We start from the raw sequence: 21,536 nt of genomic DNA on the forward strand, positions 1-21,536 counted from the left end.
GTACAGCTTCATACGTGGGTTCGAGATTGCAGGTATTCCAGACGTCGCTCATCTTCGAAGCATTTGTGACAGAAATCGCAGATCGAAGTGAATCGCGCCTTCTCCAAACCTGCAAAGACATCCTCTGAAGCGACCAGCCTACGAAAATAGGTTGGCGATGACTCATCGTAGAATTCTCGCAAGAGAGAGGCCTGCTGATGTGCACTACCTATGTCGATTTCCGATGCGTCCTTTGCAGTGTACCGGATCGGAGCAGGGCTGAGTGCTTCCTTGGCGGCGTTGATTTCGCAGCATGAGTAAATTTCTCCGTCAGCGTGCAAAGTCATCATCAAGGCATCACAATCCGGAAGCTCGGATAAAGCGAAGCTCTGTTCTCCTACCAGCTGCTGGTCGCTTGCCCTGCCTACATCCAGCAGAGGATTAATGATCGGATCTATCCCGGCGACCTCCAACGCGGTCAGAATATCGTCATCGATCTCCTGCTCCCCACAAGGGCAGAAATTCACTTCGACGAGCAAGCCCAGGTTGCGTGCTGCTTTGGCAGCGTTGATTGTCTTCCGGAGAGGCATTTCGCGAGTGTGAAACGCGTCTGCGCTTAGGACCAGGGCGGCTAATCCGTCTTGTTTTAGTGGCCTTAACCGATCTTCTGCTTGTTCGATCGAGCGAGCCCAATAGGCGTTGGTTTCAATGTCGACCGCATAGCCCAGATCATGGGCGGCGGTGACGAGCTCACTCAGTCGATTGCTGTCGAGGAAGGGCTCCCCGCCACTGAATATCACGTGTCGCTTCCCCACGGCCCAGCCATCGCGTAGCGCTTTAAGTACGGCGGCCGTATCCAACCTTTCCGTTCGCGAGGGGTTCGCCGCGACATTGCAGTGCCAGCAGGACAAGTTGCATTTCAGGAGCAGGTTGATGGCAAGGCGCTGAGAGATCGGGAATCGATCCCAGACTTTGTCGCGCTCAGTCTTTTTGTGCATGGCTTGCAACTCCGAGATACTTGTCCAAATGCCTGAGATCGAAGAGGGCATACCGGTAATCGGCGTCCTCAGTCCGAACGCGAAGCGCGCTCGCCCCCACTCGTCTTGGCAGGGCGCGATACACTCTCCACATCTGATGGCCGGGTTCAGACTCTTCGGGCAGGAATGGAAACTGATGGAGAGCAAATTTTCGAAGTTTGCGAGTCTTCATGAAAGCGGCAATTCCACGCAGCAAGATGGCAAGCCAATCTCGTTGGAATACCCGTCGAAGCGTGCGTATCGTACTGACGGCACCAAGACCTTCGACCGGTCCTCTGCCGATAGAAATTTCGTCGCCGTTCCTGATCTCGGTGGGCTGTCGTGATTGCATCAAATAGGAATAGCGCGCAGCAAGGTCGCTCTGGATTCCCGACACGTACAATGTATCGCCGTCTGTCGAACCGATCGCATAACCAACATAGCCCGGCATGCCAGCATCCATGAAATTCCAATCGGCCGCTTCAAACAATCGTTGCGGTAGCTCAGGGCAGTTTTTTAGGTAAAACCGCAGCGTCACTGCTTCACCGAACTTGGCGAAGCGTTCTCCAGCGTAGTCGTCACACAAGCCCAGCATTGGGACGACCTCAAAATCGTTCGTCTTGTTACGATATCTGACAGGCTCGCCCAAGGGTGCCGTATCGTTCATGCTTCGCAGCAGGGTTCCAAGCGTCACGCCCCGCCGACGCGCAATCTCGCTCCGGTCATCCTCGGAACAGATCGTTGTGGCATATTCTGTGCGGCGTGCCCCCAGATACTCGTTCATTGTAACATGACGGCAGAAAAAATCCTGCTCGCTGGTGGCCTTGTATTGTGTTTCGCAGGGTTCTGTTGCTGGCATTGTCGAAACCCCCCGATCAGTGATGGGCGAACAATGCCCTGTCGCTCTCTTGCAGGAGAGGCATCAGGGAACCTACCAGCCATTCAGCCTGGTCTTTTCGTGGCAATTTGCAGCGGGCGCACATGGGCGGGATCGGGCGCGCCTCGAGAACGGCACGTTTGCGCTGCTTGAGTGTTTCCCAATCATCGGTGAGCACCGATCCCAGGGGTATGCGGGAGCCGTTGAAGTAGTCGCAGCAACACATCAGGCACTCGCCGTTCCAGCCAAACGTTAGGCTGAAAGCGACTTCCGTGCACCAGATCGGCTTCGAGGTATCCGGTGCCTCAATCTGGTCAGGCAGATATTGTTGGTATTCGGCCGGAAGTTGATCTGCGCGGTTCCACAACTTGCCTCCAGTCAGACCGCAGGCGACTCCTCTACTTGTCCAGAACTCAACTATCTCCTTGTCAGTGCTCTTGATTTCCGGAACACCCACCCACTCTACCTTGAATGGTACTCCAGCCACGCGCGCTGCTCTCGCTGTCTTGATGACGCGGTCGAGCGATCGCTCATATGGCAGCCGCATTGCCGCTTCATACTCGTCCTGCGCGATACCCCAGAAACTACACGTTATCGATGCTGGTGCGACCTCCATCAGCTCTTCGATGCGCTTTGATGTAAGGGCACTGGCGTTCGTAATGATATGGAAGTTCTCTGTGTGCCCCTTGATCTGTTCCAGCAGCTGAATCGCATTTGAGTTCAGGAAAGGCTCCCCACCTCCTGCGATTGTTATTCTTGGCAGGTCATCCAAAGGCAAGTCGGCGAGCGGACGGTAGTCCTCCAAAATAGCTGCACGAATGGCAAGGATCCGCTCAAGTGTAACTGAGTCCAAACGACCCTGTGCTGGTAAATTGTCGCGCGGGCAAGCTACGCAATTTGCATTGCATTGGCTGATGAACTCTATTTCAATCTCGGTGGGCAATACCCGTTCGGCAAGCAGTCCAGGTTTTCCCATTCAAACCTCCGGTCAAACAGCAACAATATACATCTTGCCTGTGGTTCATAATGAAATACACCCGAACATAATAATCTGCTACATGAAAACTAATTCAGTTGTCGGCTGACTGCGGAATAAAAGCGCCTTTTTGATGAAATAACGGCATCAAGTCGCTTTGCGCCGTAGATTTTGGAGTGTTGATGCTCCGGGGCCCGCTTCGCCAAATGCAAGAATCTTGCCGTTTTCGAATGACCGCAATCTAGTCGATCAAACTTGGTAAGCGCGAGGAGCGGCTCATACTGCGCTCTCGTTGTACTGGTGCACAAGCGAACAGCGCACGAGTCGAAATATTGAGAGTGGTCGCCAGGAGATCCTGTAGTCCCCGTACCGAACTCATTGAGTCCTGGCTGGGATCCTGTCGAACTTGGCCAAGCCATGGTTGATAGTCTGCGAAACAGACTCAAATCCGTCGAACAGTTTGCGATCAGGCTAGGTATGGCGCGTGCGCTTCGCTGGCTGTTTTCCGGCCAGTGTAGGGCGAAGTTCCATGGCTGAATGCGTGAGCGCAGCGTCGCCCAGCGAGGTGGTCAGCCTTACTCAACCATGTAGCGGGTGCGCAGCGTGAAACTGGTGCTCGCCTTGAACTTACCCGAAGGCGTGAGGCGAATGTGGGTTATGTTGGTGTCGCAGCCATCGGCGTCGGCGGTAGGGGCGTAGGTCCAGCTGGTGCCACCGTCACTGGAAAACTCCAGATCGTCTGCAGTATTGCCGAGCGCGACATAATTGTAGGTCAGTCCTGAGACGGGAGACCCGTCGGTAAAGGCAACCGGCAGGCCGGTGCCATTGGCATCGAAGCAGATCTTGGCATTGGCCGGGCCGGCATCGGTGATCACTACCGTATCGGTATCCGCAGGCGAGATGCCGGCGTTGGAGACCGTGATCAGGTAATCGATCAGTGCGCCCGGAATCGCTTTGGGATTGGTCGCACCATTAACCGGATCCGAAGAGACCGAGCTGATCTTGGTGACAGACAGATCCGCATAGGGATTGCAGAAGGTAATGTCGTGGATGGCGATTGCCTGCCCGTCTGGATCAGAGGGGGCAGTATTGGCGTTGCCATAGATGATGGTGATGGCGTCGACCGCCTGCGTAAAGGTCACTACCACGTTGCCGTCACTCGAGGTTTCAGCTGAGCCACCGTCACCTACGGCAGTGTTGCCGATCACATAGTTGACCACGCCATTTGTCAGCGTGGGGTAGACGGTGGTCCCCTGGTAGCTGCCGACCACCGTCAACCTGTCGGCGAAGTCATTCGCGGCATAGTCGATATCGAACACCGTGAACTGCAGGCCCGGAACCGCCGTCGAGAGGGCAATGCTCGTGGTTGCCGTTTGATAGATGTCAGCGAAATCCAGGTACTGGTGCAGCGAATTCCCAGGCGTTGCCTGGCCGCCGGTGTTGGCGGCGCTGAGCGTCGGCGACTGGCCGCCAAAAGTCGGGTCGCTTACCCACGTGCCGCTGGACGAAAGGGTGAAGTCGAGCGTGCCGATATTACCTAGCGTGTAGGAATTGCTGAGCGAGCCAGCGGTCCAGCTGCGGGTGTCCCAATCGAACAGGGTCGAGCCGCGCGGGCAGGAGAGCGTGGGCGGGGTTCCAGCCGTTCGCGTGCCCTGCACGGTGAAGGCAGCCGAAGCGTAGTCATCCTCGGTAGAGAGCGAGTTTCCAGGCGAGGAATCGGGATCGTAGCTCGAACTGGACGCTACATAGGCAATGTTAGTGACAGTCACGCCTGCTGGAGCTGCGACTGTGCCTGTTATGGTCAGTGTTCGAGTGACCCCCGAAGAGATGGAACCTACATTCCATAGGCCGGTCGAGCTGTTGTAGGTCCCCGTTCCAGTCGCGGAAACGAAGGTAAATCCATCGGGCAGGATGTCGCTGACCGTCACGCTGGATGCGGTTTGCGGCCCGGAGTTGGTCACGCGTACCGTGTAACTTACCGTCGAGCCGATTGTCGGCGCGGTGTTGCTGACACTCTTGGTTACCGAGAGATCTGAAGTGTTGATACCGCTCTGCTGCCAGGTGAAGTCGGACAAGCCGATATATTGGTAGTCACCGGAAGGATTGCTGCCCGGGCTGCCCTGGCCGAACAGGTAGCGGATGCGCACCCGCTTCACCGTGGTCGTGCCGAAATTGACCGCGATATTGCCCGTGGTGCTGGTGATGCCGCCCGAGTAGTTGGTGCCGTGGAAGCCCGCCTGTCCGTTGATCGTCGTCGTACCAACCGCGCTGCCAAGCGTATAGGAGCCCCCAAGGTTGCGCAGGTTCTGCCAGCTCCCGCTCCCGGTATCGTATTCGATCACCACAGCATCATGGAAATAGGGATTGGCAAGGTACCGGTCGACATTGGCCACGGTGAAACGCAAGTTCGTTACGGCACTGCCGAGCGTGTAAGTCGTTTGGAAATAGTCACCCGCATCGAAGACGGAATGGTCCATGCTGTAGATCAGCGTGCCGGTCTGGCTGCCGATCTGGCCAGTGTAGTAGGCCAGCATCTGAGTCGAATAGTAGTTCGTGAAATTGGCGTCGTTGCTGTCGCCATCGGTCACGACCGCTGTGTTGACCGTCAGCGTGTTCACACCGAGGTTCAGCGTAGTGCCGTCGCTGACCGCCGACATGTTGACCTTGCCCAGCGAAGTCCAGTCAGCCGTGACGGTGGTCTGAGCGTATGCAACCTCAGGCCGGATCGCGAAATTCGCGAGCAACGCCAAGGTGGCGGCGAAGACAATTCTCAGCGCGCTCATCGACCAAGCCCCAGGAACGAGAAGGTATCGGCATCGAACTTGGCCCGGACAGCCACGAACACGCCTTTGTCGGTATTGCGCGATGCCGAAAAATCTTCGTCGCGGAAACCGGTAATGTTGTAACCAACAGTAACCAGCACGCCATCTGCCGGTACGAAACCGACCTGCGGTCCGACCGAGAAGCTGGTGGTACCATCGTCGACATTGGCCCGCACGGTGGCGCTGCCGCCGATTTCGAGACGTTCGCCGATGCCGATCCGGGCATCGACGCCGGCGAGGGCCGTGAAGCTGCCGAGGTCGAAGCCTTCGAAGCGGTCGAAATTGTAGCGCGCGCCCAGGAACAGGCCGAACTCGTCGCGGCGGGTCATCAGGCCATCGTCATCTTCGCCTTCGGGCGACCAGTTGGTCGAAAGGCTGGCGATGAGGCGGCGCGAGGTGGCATCGCCGTCGACCAGCAGCGTGGTGCGCCCGACCGGGCCGGTTTCGCCGGCCACGGCGCCCGTCACCTGGTCGCTGCGGTACTCGAGCTTGCCGAGGAAAGCGACTTCGGATTCGTCCGGACGGTGGGCGAAGGCGAGGGTGGCATCCATGATCTCGGTCGAAGCGCCGTTGACGCCATCGGCCTTGGTCCAGGTGAAGCCCGAGCCGACCACACTGCCTTCGCCAAGCTGGCGGATGGCGCCAAAGGTGAAGCCTTTGCGGTCAGCAAACTCGCCGTCACGGTATTCGCCGCGCGCGGTCGCGCTCCAGCGGGCCTTGCGCCAGGCAGCGCCGAGCGTGACGGCGGTGAAATCCTCGAACAAGAGGTTATCCTGCCCGATCGGTCCGCCGTTGGCGACCGGCTGGGCCGGGTTGACAATATCAGCGAGGGCAGGGGAGCTGCCCAAGGTCTTGTTGCCGTCGACAGTGGCGTCGATGGTCAGTGTGGGCGTCACTTGGAAGGTCTGGGCGAGACCGTAGGCAGCGAAACTGCGGTTCCCGTACTCGCCGATGCCCTGCTGGCCAAGCGTGGTTATGACCCGGCCACCCTGCCACGGAGTGACCTCGACGCCGCCTCGCACTGTGCGTGCGTCGATGGTGTCGCCATTGGCGATTTCATAGGAACCGATCAGCTTGACCGCTTGCGAGACAGCATAACGTGCCTCGAACCTGTGGCGAGCCGGCAGGTCGACCGAATCCGGGCCATCAAGCGCGATGCTCGTGGCTGCGCTCAGTTCGAGCTTGTTGTCGAGCAGGCGCTGCGTCGCACCGGCTTCGAGCAGGGTCGACGTGTTGCGGGTCCCGTCGGCCAGCCGATCATTGAAGTGCGAGATACCCAGGCGCAGGTCGGTATCGTTAGAGCGGTAGCCCAGCTGTACCTGCGCCGCGCGGCGGCGGCCGATGTCGGCCAGGCTATCGTCCTGCCACAGGCTGGTGAGCACGCTGAAGCGCTCGGACAATTCGTAGCGGGCATCGAGGCCGAACTTGCGACGACCGAGTTCGGCGTTGTTCTGCTGGCCGACGCCATACTGCTGGTCAACCGAGCGGGCGTAGGCGAGCACGTCGAGTTTGCCGGTCTGGTGATGGGCTTCGACCAGCCAGCCGTTCGAAGTATCGCCATCGCGCTTGCTGAAAGCGAGCTCGGCGCGGATTTCCGTGGCCTCTCCTACGCGAACCCGGGCATCCACGGCACCGATGTTGGTGCGCGAAGCGTCGCCCTGGTCGGAGATGGCTGTGGCGCCGATGCGGACGTCACCCGACTTGCTCGTCCAGTCGGCCCGTAGGCCGCCGTTCCATTCGCCGCCGCGGGCCTGTCCGGTTTCGTATTCGATCACGATGAACTGCGGGTTCAAGTCGAAATCGCGGCTGGTGATCGGCTGGCTGAAGGTGATTGTGCCCGACAGGACATCGACATCGTAGTCGATGAAGCGGGTCAGAGTGCGCGAGCTGACGATCAGCTCGGAACGAAAGCGATCGCGCACTTCCAACGTCACGGTTTCGCTGTTGGCCACGATAGCGCGGCTGGACAGGCGATAGGGGCCGCTGAGGCCATTGCCCTGGATCTCGTCGCGGCGGAAGCGGGTGCCGATCTTGGCGGCAAAGGCCTTGGCCCGGACTTCGCCGAAGCGCGCCTCTGCCTTCATGCCGGTCGCGGTCCGCTGGTAACGGGCGAGGCGGGTGTCATCGAACCCTGTCTCGAAATCGCCATAGAGGGCGAAGAAGGTGGAGGTTTCGATGCGGACGTAGAGCTTCTCGCGCGAAGGCGCGTCGAAGCGTCGGCTCGAGCCGTCGGCGAACACGGTGTAATAGGCATCGGGGTCAAGCGTGCCCAGCACGCGCTGGTCTTCGCGCTGCTTGGCGCTGTCATACGCCAGCGTCATGAGGTACTTACCCAGCACGCGGCCCTTGGCATAGAGCGCCACGCGGGCCTTCTCGCCCAGGTCGCTGTCGAAATTGCCGGTGCGCTCCATGTTGTCGGCTACGGTGCGAGCGCCGATCGAACCCTCGGCAAGGCCGACGATTGTCCATTCGATATCGCCGGGAACGACCCATGCATCGATGGCTTCGCGGCGCTGGATGGTGGTCCCATTGTCGAAGTTGAATTCGAGGCGCAGTGAACCGCTGACCATGGTCGGGGCGAGCTCGATGCGGGCTAGGCCCTGGTCGCCCTCGATCACCCAGCGGGCCGAAGAGCTGCCGATACCGGTCAGCTGGCGCAGTTGCTGCAGTTCGATCTGCGACGCACTTTCAAACGGCTCGTTGACAGTGAACTCACCCGAGACGCCTTCGCGGACAGGGCGGCCGTTGCGATCGGTCAGGCGAACCACGGCAACTGGGCGGGTGACGCCATCGGCGACCAGCACCGACTGTTCCTCTACCAGCTCAACCTTGGCCGGCTGTGAGGTGAAATACACCACCCGCTCGAGCGTGTCGTTGATGCCACCCATCGAATTGACGATCTCGGCCTTCAGCACGGTTCGCTCGTCGTCCAGCGGGATGCCGCGCCACAGGCTGACGGCAAAGGGACCGTTCTGCGCCGCCTTGGTGCCGTCGAAGGCATAGGGATCGACCGGCTTGCCATCGACATAGAGATTGATCGACTGGCCCTTGCGGTGGCGGAACGCGACCTTCACGGCAGGTGCGCGCGGGTTGGCGTCTTCAGCGGGCGTAAGCCAGCCATCGGGGCCGTCGCCGAGCGCCAGCCAATCCTGTTCGACAGCGCTTGCTGCTTCTTCCGGCTTTGCAAACGACAGGGCAGAGCGCTGCACGGGAAGTGTGGCTCCGGCCAGCGAAGGTCGGTCGAGAGCAATGCCATCGCTGGTGACATCGACGGGCAGCGCAGCGCTATCGACCTGCGAACCGGCATTGAGACGGCGTTCCTCCCTTGCGGCCGTTAGGGCGGCAAGGACATCTTCAGGGATCACGGCATGGAAATCGGCTTCGATCAGCGAGCCGCCCTGGCCAATGACGAACCGCGAATTGGTGCTTCCGGCATTGCGGCTGGAACGGCTGCAGTCAACGAACTCGCCGCCTTCGGGCAGGGTCATCCGTGCGGCCTGCACGACGTGAGTGCCGGGCACAACGCCTTCGAAGTGATAGCGTCCATCGGCATCGGTCACGGCAAAGCTGCCGTCTTCCATCATCACGCGTACACCGGGAATGCCTATGCGGTTCTCATGGATCGAACAATCGCCCGCAGTGATCCGGCCAATGATGGTCATGCGCCCCGCGATGGTGTCGCGCTCAATGTCCAGCGATGCGGATGCAGTTGCAGTCCGCCCCAGCGAATCAGTGGTTTGTGCACGGTTGATGGCTTGCCCTGGGGGGGCGTCGGCACGCACGACCATGGCGTAGGTCACACGCCGCTGGTCGCCGCCCTGGATGTCCCCGAGCGAGAAGGCAAGGGTTCGGCCGTCGTCCGAAACAGTAGCGGCAGCAGGCGCTGGTTGACCGTCGATGCGGATCGAATCCGTGCGGATTCGAAGCCATGGCGAGGGCGTGTCGACGAGCACGACATTGCGTTTGACCCGCTCGAGATCTGAATTGCGGGCGACGATGGTGTAGAACACGGCATCACCAGGCTGTGCCTGCTGGCGTGAGACATTCTTGCTCAGGCTGATGTCCAGGCTTGGCCGGTCGAGCGGGATATCGATCTGGATCGGTACCGGGCTATCCAGCACCAAGGTCCCACCATACGATGCATCTTCGATGATGAAGGCCCCGCCGTCCGGCCGCGTCAGCCGAGCAAGTTCATCGGGCGTAACCACCGATGGGGCTGTGTAAGGATCGGGCGGCTCGATAACCAGGCGGTATTGCCCAAGGAACGTGAGTGGGAACCAATACTCACCAGGCTCCATCGGGTAGACGTTGCCGGCTCCGTCCGTGATAGGCTGACCCGAAATAACTGTTGATGGCCAAGGGGTTACACCATCCTCGGCAAAGACCGTTGCTGGCTGGCCGGTGACAGCATCGACCAGCGTGATGCGCGCGCCGGAGACGGGCGTGCCGGTCTCGCTGTCGAACACAACGCCGAACGGATCGGCCAGGACATCGACGTCGGCATGGACGATGACGTCCGTGCCATCGGGTGTCAGTGCTGAAATGCCGATCACAGTTCCGCGCGCAACACTCAATTCGCAGTCACCGGCAACAGGTTGCGGCGGCATGCGTCGCGTGGCGATCCGGCCCATGAAAACGCCGGTGTTTTCACCGGTTTCATAGACGATCAGCTCTTCCCGGTCGCCTGTACTGGTCTGGATTTCGACCCGCAGGCTGTCGACTTGCGAGGAATCCGTGTTGGCTGCGGCGGCAATGATCTCGAAAATGACGAATTCGCCAGCCCGATACGTGCTGGAAGGGGTGATCGAGGCCGTAACGGCAGGTGCTTCGCTAGCCTCGCCGCCAGATCCGGTCGATTGGCTGGCTCCGCACCGAGGATCGGTAAAGGTGACCTCGTTGCCGGTTCCGATAACCGAAGTGAAAGTCGTAATTTGCGGAGGGAGGGGCTGCACTGTCACCGAGACGGTGTTGGATTGGCCCGCATCCGCTTCACCATCGAACTGCCAGCTTGCAAAGGCAGTGTTATCAATGGTTTGGGCACTGGCCCCACTCATAATGCAGACAAGCGACAGCAACGCTACGAATAGCGCTGCTGCCGCCTGCTTGAGTGGGACCAGTGTGCTCATTGACGCTCAGGCTGCCGCGATCAGTTGATCGTGGCCCGGAAATAGAGCGTGCGGGTTACGCCAGCGGCGATGTCGCTGAGCGACCCGCTGACTTCACCTGCAGAGAACGAGCCGCCCGACGAACCATCGGCCTGGCAAACGCCGCCGCCGTCGACTGTACCATCGACAAAGATGCCGAAGGTCGCGTCGTAGGTAACGTCAGCCGGCAGCGTATCGCTGACAGCAACGCCGGTGGCCGTAGCACTGCCCGAAGCGTTTGAAACGGCGATACAATATTCGATCGTCGCCCCAGGAATCGCCTTGGGATTGGTCGTACCGTTGACCGGATCGCTGATGATGGTGCTGGTCTTCACCGCCGACAGGGCAGCCGCCGAAACGGTATAGCTGTCAGTGTCGGAGAAGGCACCGTCGTTGGCGGCATCGGTATCGCCGGCACCATCTGCGAGGACGGTATCCACGCCGGAGGTGTTGGCACCCGCAGTTGCCGTCAATTCGGTACCGAGCGAGCTCGCGGTTCCACCAGCATGCGCATCGGCGGTCAGGATGACTTCCGAAACGTCGCCGGTTGCCTGTCCGAGCGGAACATCACCAACAACGAACACCGTGACGGTCTGGTCTTCGGCAATTTCGTCGAGATAGGTGACGAGCGTGTCGCCGGAATCGAACACACCATCGCCATCATCCAGGTAGATCTGGACGCTGGTCACGTCGAAATCGTCCGAAGTCGGCTGGGCGACGGTCAGAGCGAGGTCGATCGTGTCGTTCGACAGGTTGGTAACGGTAAAGGTGGTCACCGCCTGGGTCTGTCCAGGCGAGACACTGGTCGTGGCCGAACCAACCTCGGCAACCGTCACGTTGACCTTGCGGTCGACCGTGAAGGTGTCCGAAGCAGTAACGGCAGTCTGATCCACTCCGCCGACCTGGAAGTCCACAGTGACGGTGTTGGTGATCAGATCACCAGCGGTCGTCCCCGCGGCCAGGGCAGGCGAAGCACTGAATGCGATGAGCGCGAAGGAGCTCACGGCACCCAGCAGTTGCTTGCTGCGTTTCATGGTACTGGTCCTCAGTATTGCCCTCGCGCGAACCCGACCGCCCGCGAGGATTGGCGGTTATCGACCGCTTCTCAGCGGATGATTGCTGGATATTCGAGGCGTCCCTTTTCGCCGGGCTGGACCACGGCGAGGGTCCAACGGACATGGGTTACGTCGGCAGCGCTTGCAGCCCGCGTCACCATGTCGTCGGATGCGACTGTCAATTCGGCGAGTGTTCCCCAGCTCTTGCCGCCATCGACCGAGACGACCAACGCCGGATCGGCATCGTCGGCGAGCCGCACAGCGGACGGGAGGGGGTTTGTTACAACAAACTTTTCAACGGGTTCAGCGCCAGTATTGTGGTATTCCGTGCCAAAGATCAGGCGATCTCCCGGTACCACGACATCCGGCTTCACCAGTTCGGTGGAGCTGTTGCCAGCATCGTCGACGACGGTCTTCTCGACCATCACGTCACCGGACAGCTGGAGCGGCTGCTGGGCCAAGGCCGGCGCGGCCGGAATGGCAAGCACGAGTGCTGCAAAGGCGCCGAGTTTGAAGAGATTATTCATCATTTTAACAATTCCTTACTCGTCGATCTTCACGTCGAATGTGATATTCTGGGTGGTGCCACCTGCGACGGTGCCCAGGTCAACGGAAATCCCGGTTGCCGTTGCTTCGCCGGCATCATCGCCGGACGCATCGGTGAGCGAACCGCCATCGAGGGCCAGCGAGCTGGTGACGTAGGTGGTACCGACGGGGAAAGCGTCTGTGACAACCAGGCTGTCGACCGATCCGCTGCCTTCGACGATGGCGCTAATGGTATAGGTGATGGTGGCACCGGGGACCGGTGCGGAGCCACCGAATTGGTCGGTTACGACGGCTGATTTGACGAGTTCTACCGTGGTGATGCCCACTAGAAGGGCGCCATTGTCGCTATCGTCGGCACCGCTGGCACCCACGATTGCGTCGGAGCCACTTTCGCCAGCACCGGCGAAGGTCGTTCCTGGCGCGCCTGTGCCCGTAACGGCCTCGGCGATGAGCTCAACTTCGCTTGTATCGGTATCGACGGCGGTAGCGGGAACCGTCACCAGGACGAAGACCGTCAGCGTAGCGTCAGGGTCAAGGACATCGGTGGTCTCGGGTCCCGTCAGGATCTGGTCGATACCGTCGTCGTAGACCCCGTTGCCATTGGTATCGACCGCAATCCCGTCGACAGTGGCGTCAAAGTCGTTCCCGGCAACCGCAGGGTTTGCAGTCAGAGTGAAGGCTTCCGGTCCATTGCCGGTGTTGGTGATTTCGAAAGTGAGAACGTCCGTGCCGGGACGCGTTGCGATCGGGCCTGAATCCAGCGAGGCAACAGTGACATCGAGCAACTCGTCGACACGGATCGTAACCGTATTGGAATCGACGGTTTGTGTGCCATCGGCCGTCTCATAGGTGGCCTGCGCAGTGTTTTCGATCAAGGTTCCTGCATCGACTCCGCCAGCAATCGCAGCCGAAGGCATGGCGAGTGTGAGCAGTGTGCCGATAGCGGTCGAACGAAGAAGTTTTGCGGTCTTTTTCATGCCGCAAAAATCGCAGAAACTGGTTAACAACCCCCTTTCGGTTGCCCCCTAATTCGCATCCCCGATGTAAAATCCTGTATCATAAACGCCCGGAAATCCGCGAGTTCTTGTACATTTCCGCCAAACGGGAGGGTTCGGCAGGTTAGCTTCCAAGATAGGTTAACGCGGTTGCGACTTTCTTGCCGATTTCTTCAAAGCTGTGCGGCCCGGGGCATCGATACTAGCCAACCTGCTTCGCGACCGTTGCAAACACATCCACTGCGCGATCGATCTCCTCGCGGGTTATGGCCGAGGACATCTGAGTGCGAATGCGAGCCTGACCCCTGGGTACGACCGGGAACGAGAAGGCGGTGACATAGATCCCGGCTGCCCGCGCGCCAGCCGCGAAATCGGCCGCTTTCTTGGCATCGTAGAGCATGATCGGGATGATCGGGTGCTCGCCGGGCAGGACGTCGAAGCCGGCTTCTTCCAGCTTGCCACGGAAGTAGGCAGTGTTGTCCCACAAGGTTGCACGTTGCTCGCCGCGGCGGGCGAGTTCGAGCGCCTTGATCGACCCGGCGACCACTGGCGGGGCGACCGAGTTCGAAAACAGGTAGGGCCGCGAGCGCTGGCGCAGCAGGCCGACCACTTCCTTGCGCGCGCTGGTGTAGCCGCCGCTCGCCCCGCCGAGCGCTTTGCCTAGCGTGCCGGTGGTGATGTCGACCCTATCCATGCAGCCACGATATTCGTGCGTCCCGCGGCCGTTCTCGCCCAGGAAGCCGGTAGCGTGGCAATCGTCGAAGTGGACCAGCGCGTCGTATTTCTCTGCCAGGTTGCAGATCTCATCGAGCCGGGCGATAAAGCCGTCCATGGAGAACACGCCATCGGTAGTGATGAGTTTGAAACGGGCACCCGCCGCATCAGCATCTTTCAGGCATTGTTCCAGCTCGCCCATGTCATTGTTGGAATAGCGATAGCGCTTTGCCTTGCTGAGGCGAACGCCATCGATGATGCTGGCATGGTTGAGCGCATCGGAAATGATCGCGTCTTCCGGCCCCAGAAGTGTCTCAAACAGCCCTCCATTGGCATCGAAGCAGGAGGGGTAGAGGATCGTGTCCTCAAACCCCACGAAGTCGGAGATGCTCGCTTCCAGCTCCTTGTGCTGGTCCTGCGTGCCGCAGATGAAGCGAACCGAGGCCATGCCGAAACCGTATTCGTCGAGTGCGGCGCGGCTGGCGGCGAGGATTTCGGGATGGTCGGCAAGGCCGAGGTAGTTGTTGGCGCACAGGTTCACGACCTCGCGGTCGCCCAGTTCCACCGTTCCGCTCTGAGGCGAAGTGATCTGTTGTTCGTGCTTGGTCAGGCCCTGTTCCTCGATCGAATCGAGTTCAGCGGCCAGGTGCTCGTAGAATGCGGTGCTCATGGCTTTATTCCTCCCAGTTCAGCACGACCTTGCAGGCTTCGCCTGACGCCATGGCGGCAAAGCCTTCCTCGAAGCGGTCGACCGGCAGGCGGTGAGTGATGATCGGTGACAGGTCCAGCCCGGACTGGATGAAGACCGACATCTTGTACCAGGTCTCGAAGATTTCGCGGCCGTAGACGCCCTTGAGCGTCAGCATGCTGAAGATGACCTTGTCCATGTCGATGGTCGGCTTCTCTGCCGGCAGGCCGAGTATCGCCACGCGCCCACCGTGCGCCATGTTGTCGATCAGCGAAGCGAAGCCGGGTTGCGAGCCGGACATCTCAAGCCCGACATCGAAGCCTTCGCTCATGCCGAGCTCTTTCTGGATATCCTTGATGTCGCGCTTGGTGGGGTTGACGGTCGCTGTCGCCCCCATGCGGGCGGCGAGGGCGAGGCGATCCTCGTTGAGGTCGCTGACGACAATATGGCGCGCCCCGGCATGTCGGCAGACGGCTGCGGCCATGATGCCGATCGGGCCGGCTCCGACGACCAGCACGTCTTCGCCCAGAACGTCGAATTGCAATGCGGTGTGCACGGCATTGCCGAAAGGGTCGAAAATACTTGCAATATCGAGATCAATATCTTGATTATGAACCCAAAGATTAGCTGCGGGAAGCACCAGATACTCGGCAAATGCACCCGAGCGATTGACCCCGATTCCCTGCGCATCGGCGCACATGTGGCGGCGGCCGGCCATGCAATTGCGGCACCGGCCGCACACGACATGGCCTTCGCCCGAGACGATCTGGCCGATCTCGAAACCGGAGACATTGTCGCCGAACGCGACGATCTTGCCGACGAATTCGTGGCCCACCACCATGGGCACGGGGATGGTTCGCTGGGCCCATTCGTCCCAGTTCCAGATATGCATGTCGGTGCCGCAGATCGCGGTGCGCAGGATCTTCACCTTGACGTCATTGGGGCCGATGTCGGGTTCAGGGACATCCTGCAACCATAGGCCTTTTTCAGCCTTCGCCTTGACCAGTGCCTTCACTTTTTCACTCCTGAGAATTGCAAGCCGCGCACCGCCACCTGTGGGTCGCGACGCGGTCTCGCTTCAATGCCCGGCCCTATGCCCGACAGCGGAGCTGGGGACAACGCTAACCGCCGGTGAAATTGGGCGGGCGTTTTTCCATAAAGGCATCGACCGCTTCGGCGTGGTCGTCGGTCGTGTGGGCGAGCGCCTGGTAGGCAGCCGATAGCTCGAGAATATCCGACATGCGGCTGTGCTGCGCCTCGCGCAGGAGCCGCTTGGTGAGTCGCAGCGAGCGGGCCGGGTTGGCGGCGATGCGTTCCGCGATCTCCAGCGAGGCGTCGAGGAGTTCCGCATCGGGCACCACCCGGCTGACGAGGCCGAAGCCCTTCGCCTCTTCGGCCGAATAGCGATCCCCCGTAAGGAACATTTCAGCTGCCTGCGAATAACCGACCACGCGCTGCAGCGACCAGGCACCGCCATCGCCCGGGACAATCCCGACCTTGATGAAGCTGGCGGAGAATTTGGCGCTTTCTGCCGCCAAGCGAATATCGCACAGGCAGGCGAGGTCGCAGCCGAGGCCGACGGCATGGCCATTGACCGCCGCGATCAGCGGGACCTCGCAATCCATGAAAGCGCGGGTTATGCGCTGGACCCCGCGGCGATAGTTGCTGCGGGTCTCATCGGGCTTGTCGCGCGGGCCGATCCCGCTCTTTTCCTTCATTGCCTTGATATTGCCGCCTGCGCTGAAGCCCTTGCCGGTACCGGTTAGGATGGCGCAGGAAACGCCCGTGTCGTCCCCGATGGCGTGGAGTGCGGCGATCACATCCTCGCAATCCTCCTGCGTGCCAATGGCATTGAGCGTTTCCGGGCTGTTGAGCGTCATGATCGCGACCTTGCCGCGTTCTTCCAGCTTTACGAAATCGCCCATACTGTCTCTCCTTGTCGCTTTGCCGCTTCCCTAGCAGCACTTTTGTTGGTGACCAGATATTGCGACCAGAGCTTGCACCCACACGCGCTTTTGCGCATCAGGCGTGGGTGCAGACTTTTGTCATCCATCCCTTCGAAACGCCGCCCGATGCAATCGGCTGGCGCAAGCGGGTGCGCGCCACGGTGAGCGATTTCATTCGTCACCAGGCGCCCGAAAAGCTGGCCAATTGCTGGTCGGTCGCCGATCCGGAATGCTCGCGTGCGATGGGGCAGGCGGGGCTGGTCGGCATGCTGTGGCCGGAGCAGTATGGCGGGCATGAGCGCGACCCGCTGGAGCGCTACATCGTGCTGGAGGAAGTGCTGGCCGCCGGAGCGCCGGTCGGGGCGCACTGGATCGCCGACCGCCAGACCGGCCCGCTGCTGCTGCGTTATGGTACCGAGGCGCAGCGGGAGAAATACCTGCCCGGCATGGCGGCGGGCGAGCTATACGCCTGCATAGGCCTGTCCGAACCCAATGCTGGCTCGGATCTTGCGGCAGTGCGCACGACCGCTCGCAAGACCGACAAGGGTTGGCTCATCAACGGGCAGAAGATCTGGACCAGCGGTGCGCATTATGCCCATGTCATGCTGGCTCTGGTCCGCAGCGAGGAAGGCAGCGAGCGGCAGCAGGGGCTGAGCCAGTTCCTGATCGATCTCGACACGCCCGGCATCACTATCCGCCCGATCATGGACATGTTCGGGACTGCCGAATTCAACGAGGTCTTTTTTGAAGACGTTCTGGTCCCGCATGAGGCCTTGGTGGGGGTCGAGGGCGAGGGCTGGAAACAAGCCACCGCGGAGCTGGCGCTGGAGCGCTCGGGCCCCGAGCGCTATCTTTCCAGTCACGCCCTGCTGGCGGCGCTGATCAACGAGCTCAATCCCAGCTACCCGCCCGAGATTGTGGGCCTTGTCGGCAAGCTGTGGGCCGACATGTGGACCTTGCGGCAGATGTCGATGTCGGTCGCGGCCAAGCTGGCCAGCGGGCAGGACCCGACAGTGGAAGCGGCCATCGTCAAGGACCTGGGCAATAGCTACGAGCAGGAAATGCCGGTAGCAGTGCAGGCGGTGCTTGAATGCGACCTTGCGAACGACCGCCCAATCGAGCGGATACTTTCGCTATTGTTGCAAACCTCTCCGAGCTTTTCGCTGCGCGGCGGGACCAGGGAAATCATGCGCGGGATCATTGCCCGGGGGCTGGGCCTCAGATGAGCGAGAACCAGGCCCAACTGGTCGAGATGGCCGAACGCCTGTTCGCTGAGCTGCGCGGACTGCCTTTCGAGCAGGCGTGGCCGCGCATCGAGGAGGCCGGGTTCGGGCTGATGATGATCCCCGAGGAAGACGGCGGATTCGGGGGCGATTTCCGTGACCTCGGCGCGGTCATGCGGCTCGCCGGGATGCATGCGCTGTCAGCGCCGCTGGGCGAACATATCCTAGCGCGGCATGTCCTGCACCAGGCCGGCGTCGAAGCACCCGACGGGATGCTGTCGCTGGCGGAAAAGCATGGCGCGCGGGTGCCGTGGGGCCGTTTTGCCGCCGGAGTGGTAGTCGAGCATGACGAGGCTGCGCTGCTCGTCAGCGGCGCGATCGAAGAAGGCAGCAATCCGGCTGGAGAGCCGCGCGATGGCCTGCGCTACGAGATTGATCAGGCTACGCCGCTCGGACCGGCGTATCCGTTGTTCGACTGGGTAGCCTGGCTGCGGGTGTGCCAGACCGCCGGAGCGCTCGATGCCGCGTTGGCGCTGGCGATCGAGCATTGCAGCCAGCGCACCCAGTTCGGGCGACCCTTGTCGAAATTCCAGGCCGTGCAGCAAAGTATTGCCCTGATCGCGTGCGAGGCAGCGGCGGTGAATTGCGCGGCGCAAGGCGCGGCACGGGCGCTCGACTATGGCGGCGCGCGGTTCGAAGTGGGGGCTGCCAAACTGCGCGCCAACCGGGCGATCGGCACGGGTACGGCGCTGGCGCACCAGGTCCACGGTGCCATCGGCTTCACCCGCGAATATCCGCTCAACGAGTTGACCCGGCGCATGATGGGCTGGCGCAGCGAGGGTGGCACCGATGCCTACTGGAGCCTGTGGCTGGGCCGCCATGTCAGCATGATGCATTCGGTCGAGATGTGGGACCAGCTCACTCTGCGGTCCGATCTGATGAATCAAGACCTCATTTGAGGGCTGCATAGCTATCCATAGGCCCGGTGCCTTGCATGGTGCCTCCAAGCCGCTATGCCTGTGATCCATGTTGCAGCGCAGCACTCTCCCGCCGCCTCCGCCGCTCGCCGAGCTGGAGCGGGCGGCGTTGTTCCTCGATTTCGACGGGACGCTGGTGGAGATTGCCGAAGGGCCGGATGCTATCAACGTGGGTGAGGGGCTGGGTGCCCGACTGGAAGCGCTGGCTGGCAGGTTGGGGGGACGGCTGGCGCTGGTTTCCGGGCGCAGCATCGACAATTTGACTCAGTTCCTCGGACAGCTCTCGCTGCATCTCGCCGGATCGCATGGCGGGCATGTGCAGTCGCATGATGGCGAGGAGTTGCAAGAGGCGGAGCCTTTGCCGCCGGCAATCGGCGAAAGCCTTGGCCAGTTCGCGCAGGCTCATGGCCTCCTCTACGAACGCAAGTCGCATGGAGCCGCGCTGCATTATCGCGGCAAACCCGATCTCGAAGGGGAAGCGCATCGTTTCGCGGGCGAGCTGGCGGAGGAGCATGGCCTCGCCACCAAGTCCGGCAAATGCGTGATCGAGCTCGTCCGGCCGGGTGCCGACAAGGGGGGAGCGGTGCGATTGCTGATGGAGCGGAATCCTTTTGCGGGCACGACGCCGATCTTCATTGGCGACGATGTGACTGATGAAGACGGCTTTGCCGCCTGCCATGCGCTTGGCGGGTTCGGTATCCTGGTTGGCGACCGCCCTGAAACCGCTGCCCGCTACCAACTCTCCACCGTGAAAGACGTTCATGCATGGCTGAACCTGTGACTGCAGACCTTGAACTTTGGCCTATCGGCAATTGCCAGGTCTCAGGCTTGATCGACCGCACTGGGGCGCTGGTGTGGGGCTGTGTCCCCCGGGTCGATGGCGATCCGGTGTTCTGTGCACTGCTCAATGGCGATACACGAGACAAGGGCATCTGGCGCTTCGAGCTGGAGGGGCAGGTCTCCGCCAGCCAGCACTACATCCGCAACACGCCGATCCTGATCACCCGGCTGGAGGCCGAAGACGGCAGCGTGGTGGAGGTGCTCGACTTCTGTCCGCGCTATGAAGGCAAGGGGCGGATGTACCGCCCGGTCGCCTTCGGCCGGATCGTGCGCCCGATTGCCGGCAATCCGCGCATCAAGGTCGTGCTGCGGCCTATGAAGAACTACGGCGCGCAGACGGTCGAGACGACCAACGGCACCAACCATATTCGCTACCTAGTCGGACCACAGGCATTGCGGCTCAGCACCGATGCGCCAGTCGGCTATGTGCTCGAACAGCGTACATTCCGGGTCGAGGACGATTTGCATTTCTTCCTCGGGCCGGACGAACCATTTGTCGGGAACCTGCGCGAAGAAATCCGGCGGATGGAGCAATCGACCCGCAAGTACTGGCAGCAATGGGTGCGCGGGCTCGCCACCCCGTTCGAATGGCAGGACGAGGTCATCCGCTGCGCCATTGTGCTCAAGCTGTGCCAACATGAGGAAACCGGGGCCATTGTCGCTGCGCTGACGACCTCGATCCCCGAGGCCGCGCATTCGGAGCGCAACTGGGACTACCGCTACTGCTGGATTCGCGATTCCTATTACACCGTGCAGGCGCTCAACCGGCTGGGTGCGCTGGATGTGCTCGAGAAATACCTCGGCTACCTCAGGAATATCGTCGACGGTGCCAAGGGCGGGCAGATCCAGCCGCTCTATTCGGTGATGGGCGAAAGCGAGCTTGATGAGCTCACTGCCGCACATCTTGCCGGCTATCGCGGCATGGGCCCGGTGCGGCGCGGGAATGCCGCCTACAAGCAGGTGCAGCACGATTGCTACGGCCAGATCGTGTTGCCCACTGTGCAGGGCTTTATCGATCGGCGCTTGCTGCGGATTGCCGACGATCGCGATTTCGAAAGCCTCGAACAGGTCGGCGAAATGGCGTGGCAGATGCACGACCAGCCCGACGCCGGGCTATGGGAATTCCGCACGCGGCAGGAAGTACACACCTATTCCGCTGTAATGAGTTGGGCGGCTTGCGATCGATTGGCCGGGACCGCCGAACGCCTCGGCAAGCCAGAACGCGCCAAGCTGTGGCGCGAACGGGCCGATGCCATCAGGGCGAAGATCGAGACCGAAGCCTGGGTCGAAGGCGACGGGAATGGCAGTACGGGACACTACAAGGCCAGCTTCCAAACCGATTATCTCGATGCCAGCCTGCTGCAGATGATCGACCTGCGCTTCCTGCAACCCAGCGATCCGCGCTTCCAGTCGACCTTCGCTGCTATCGAAAAGGAACTGCGCCGCGGCGAGCACATGCTGCGCTATGCAACGGAAGACGATTTCGGTGCGCCGGAGACTGCTTTCAACGTCTGCACTTTCTGGCTTATCGAAGCCTTGCACCTGGCTGGTCGCAGCGAGGAAGCGCGCGGATTGTTCTGCACCATGCTCCAGCATCGCACCGGTTCGGGCATGCTCAGCGAGGATCTCGATTGGGAGAGCGGCGAGCTATGGGGGAACTTCCCGCAGACCTACTCGCTGGTAGGCATAATCAACTGTGCCGGGCTGCTGTCCCGACCCTGGAGCGAAGTGAGGTGAT

The 21,536-nt window shown here is 61.0% G+C and carries 15 protein-coding genes; 4 read left to right on the forward strand and 11 right to left on the reverse strand.

The window, feature by feature from the left end; all coding sequences use genetic code 11:
* Window positions 1-8: 8 nt before the first annotated feature.
* The 11 genes from QPW08_RS07465 to QPW08_RS07515 all read right to left on the reverse strand — a co-directional run bounded on the left by QPW08_RS07465 (window position 9) and on the right by QPW08_RS07515 (window position 16,737).
* Window positions 9-977 carry a radical SAM protein gene (locus QPW08_RS07465; protein ID WP_284125100.1) on the reverse strand — a complete coding sequence of 323 codons (969 nt, stop codon included), beginning with the start codon at window positions 975-977 and terminating at the stop codon, window positions 9-11.
* Window positions 961-1,854 (reverse strand): hypothetical protein, encoded by an 894-nt coding sequence (locus tag QPW08_RS07470; protein WP_284125101.1) that lies wholly within the window; start codon window positions 1,852-1,854, stop codon window positions 961-963. Before QPW08_RS07470 ends, QPW08_RS07465 begins: the two co-directional genes overlap by 17 nt.
* A gap of 16 nt (window positions 1,855-1,870) precedes the next feature.
* The gene (locus QPW08_RS07475) at window positions 1,871-2,848 is read right to left on the reverse strand and encodes a radical SAM/SPASM domain-containing protein (RefSeq protein ID WP_284125102.1); all 978 of its coding nucleotides are present in this window, start codon (window positions 2,846-2,848) and stop codon (window positions 1,871-1,873) included.
* Between the two features lie 575 nt (window positions 2,849-3,423).
* Entirely contained in the window at window positions 3,424-5,631 is a 2,208-nt protein-coding gene (locus QPW08_RS07480) for a DUF11 domain-containing protein (protein WP_284125103.1), read from the reverse strand.
* The gene (locus tag QPW08_RS07485) at window positions 5,628-10,796 is read right to left on the reverse strand and encodes a hypothetical protein (protein WP_284125104.1); all 5,169 of its coding nucleotides are present in this window, start codon (window positions 10,794-10,796) and stop codon (window positions 5,628-5,630) included. The genes QPW08_RS07480 and QPW08_RS07485 overlap by 4 nt, the downstream gene beginning before the upstream one ends.
* A gap of 20 nt (window positions 10,797-10,816) precedes the next feature.
* Window positions 10,817-11,848 (reverse strand): hypothetical protein, encoded by a 1,032-nt coding sequence (locus QPW08_RS07490; RefSeq protein ID WP_284125105.1) that lies wholly within the window; start codon window positions 11,846-11,848, stop codon window positions 10,817-10,819.
* A gap of 71 nt (window positions 11,849-11,919) precedes the next feature.
* Window positions 11,920-12,399, reverse strand: coding sequence for a hypothetical protein (locus QPW08_RS07495; RefSeq protein ID WP_284125106.1), 480 nt, complete (start codon window positions 12,397-12,399; stop codon window positions 11,920-11,922).
* A gap of 12 nt (window positions 12,400-12,411) precedes the next feature.
* Window positions 12,412-13,392 carry a hypothetical protein gene (locus QPW08_RS07500; RefSeq protein WP_284125107.1) on the reverse strand — a complete coding sequence of 327 codons (981 nt, stop codon included), beginning with the start codon at window positions 13,390-13,392 and terminating at the stop codon, window positions 12,412-12,414.
* A 220-nt stretch (window positions 13,393-13,612) separates the two neighbouring features.
* Entirely contained in the window at window positions 13,613-14,794 is a 1,182-nt protein-coding gene (locus QPW08_RS07505; RefSeq protein WP_284125108.1) for a glycine C-acetyltransferase, read from the reverse strand.
* A 4-nt stretch (window positions 14,795-14,798) separates the two neighbouring features.
* Window positions 14,799-15,827, reverse strand: coding sequence for an L-threonine 3-dehydrogenase (tdh, locus tag QPW08_RS07510; RefSeq protein WP_284125109.1), 1,029 nt, complete (start codon window positions 15,825-15,827; stop codon window positions 14,799-14,801).
* Window positions 15,828-15,933: 106 nt separating this feature from the next.
* Entirely contained in the window at window positions 15,934-16,737 is an 804-nt protein-coding gene (locus QPW08_RS07515) for a crotonase/enoyl-CoA hydratase family protein (RefSeq protein WP_284125110.1), read from the reverse strand.
* 107 nt (window positions 16,738-16,844) lie between these two features.
* On the opposite strand from QPW08_RS07515, the gene QPW08_RS07520 reads away from it, so the two are divergent.
* The 4 genes from QPW08_RS07520 (at window position 16,845) to QPW08_RS07535 (ending at window position 21,535) form a co-directional block, all read left to right on the forward strand.
* Window positions 16,845-17,984: an acyl-CoA dehydrogenase family protein gene (locus QPW08_RS07520; protein WP_284125111.1), complete on the forward strand. Its 1,140-nt coding sequence runs from the start codon at window positions 16,845-16,847 to the stop codon at window positions 17,982-17,984.
* Window positions 17,981-18,940, forward strand: a complete 960-nt coding sequence (locus QPW08_RS07525) for an acyl-CoA dehydrogenase family protein (RefSeq protein WP_284125112.1) — start codon at window positions 17,981-17,983, stop codon at window positions 18,938-18,940. The genes QPW08_RS07520 and QPW08_RS07525 overlap by 4 nt, the downstream gene beginning before the upstream one ends.
* A gap of 67 nt (window positions 18,941-19,007) precedes the next feature.
* Window positions 19,008-19,739 (forward strand): trehalose-phosphatase, encoded by a 732-nt coding sequence (otsB, locus tag QPW08_RS07530; RefSeq protein ID WP_284125113.1) that lies wholly within the window; start codon window positions 19,008-19,010, stop codon window positions 19,737-19,739.
* Entirely contained in the window at window positions 19,724-21,535 is a 1,812-nt protein-coding gene (locus QPW08_RS07535; RefSeq protein WP_284125114.1) for a glycoside hydrolase family 15 protein, read from the forward strand. Before otsB ends, QPW08_RS07535 begins: the two co-directional genes overlap by 16 nt.
* Window position 21,536: the final 1 nt, after the last annotated feature.

This window comes from Parerythrobacter aestuarii (assembly GCF_030140925.1).
GTDB classification, from domain to species: Bacteria; Pseudomonadota; Alphaproteobacteria; order Sphingomonadales; family Sphingomonadaceae; genus Parerythrobacter; species Parerythrobacter aestuarii.

Bases quoted from the DNA above. Each gene is read 5' to 3' on its own strand.
- QPW08_RS07465 (WP_284125100.1), bottom strand. From the start codon at position 977: ATGCACAAAAAGACTGAGCGCGACAAAGTCTGGGATCGATTCCCGATC.
- QPW08_RS07470 (WP_284125101.1), bottom strand. From the start codon at position 1,854: ATGCCAGCAACAGAACCCTGCGAAACACAATACAAGGCCACCAGCGAG.
- QPW08_RS07475 (WP_284125102.1), bottom strand. From the start codon at position 2,848: ATGGGAAAACCTGGACTGCTTGCCGAACGGGTATTGCCCACCGAGATT.
- QPW08_RS07480 (WP_284125103.1), bottom strand. From the start codon at position 5,631: ATGAGCGCGCTGAGAATTGTCTTCGCCGCCACCTTGGCGTTGCTCGCG.
- QPW08_RS07485 (WP_284125104.1), bottom strand. From the start codon at position 10,796: ATGAGCACACTGGTCCCACTCAAGCAGGCGGCAGCAGCGCTATTCGTA.
- QPW08_RS07490 (WP_284125105.1), bottom strand. From the start codon at position 11,848: ATGAAACGCAGCAAGCAACTGCTGGGTGCCGTGAGCTCCTTCGCGCTC.
- QPW08_RS07495 (WP_284125106.1), bottom strand. From the start codon at position 12,399: ATGATGAATAATCTCTTCAAACTCGGCGCCTTTGCAGCACTCGTGCTT.
- QPW08_RS07500 (WP_284125107.1), bottom strand. From the start codon at position 13,392: ATGAAAAAGACCGCAAAACTTCTTCGTTCGACCGCTATCGGCACACTG.
- QPW08_RS07505 (WP_284125108.1), bottom strand. From the start codon at position 14,794: ATGAGCACCGCATTCTACGAGCACCTGGCCGCTGAACTCGATTCGATC.
- QPW08_RS07515 (WP_284125110.1), bottom strand. From the start codon at position 16,737: ATGGGCGATTTCGTAAAGCTGGAAGAACGCGGCAAGGTCGCGATCATG.
- QPW08_RS07525 (WP_284125112.1), top strand. From the start codon at position 17,981: ATGAGCGAGAACCAGGCCCAACTGGTCGAGATGGCCGAACGCCTGTTC.
- otsB (WP_284125113.1), top strand. From the start codon at position 19,008: ATGTTGCAGCGCAGCACTCTCCCGCCGCCTCCGCCGCTCGCCGAGCTG.
- QPW08_RS07535 (WP_284125114.1), top strand. From the start codon at position 19,724: ATGGCTGAACCTGTGACTGCAGACCTTGAACTTTGGCCTATCGGCAAT.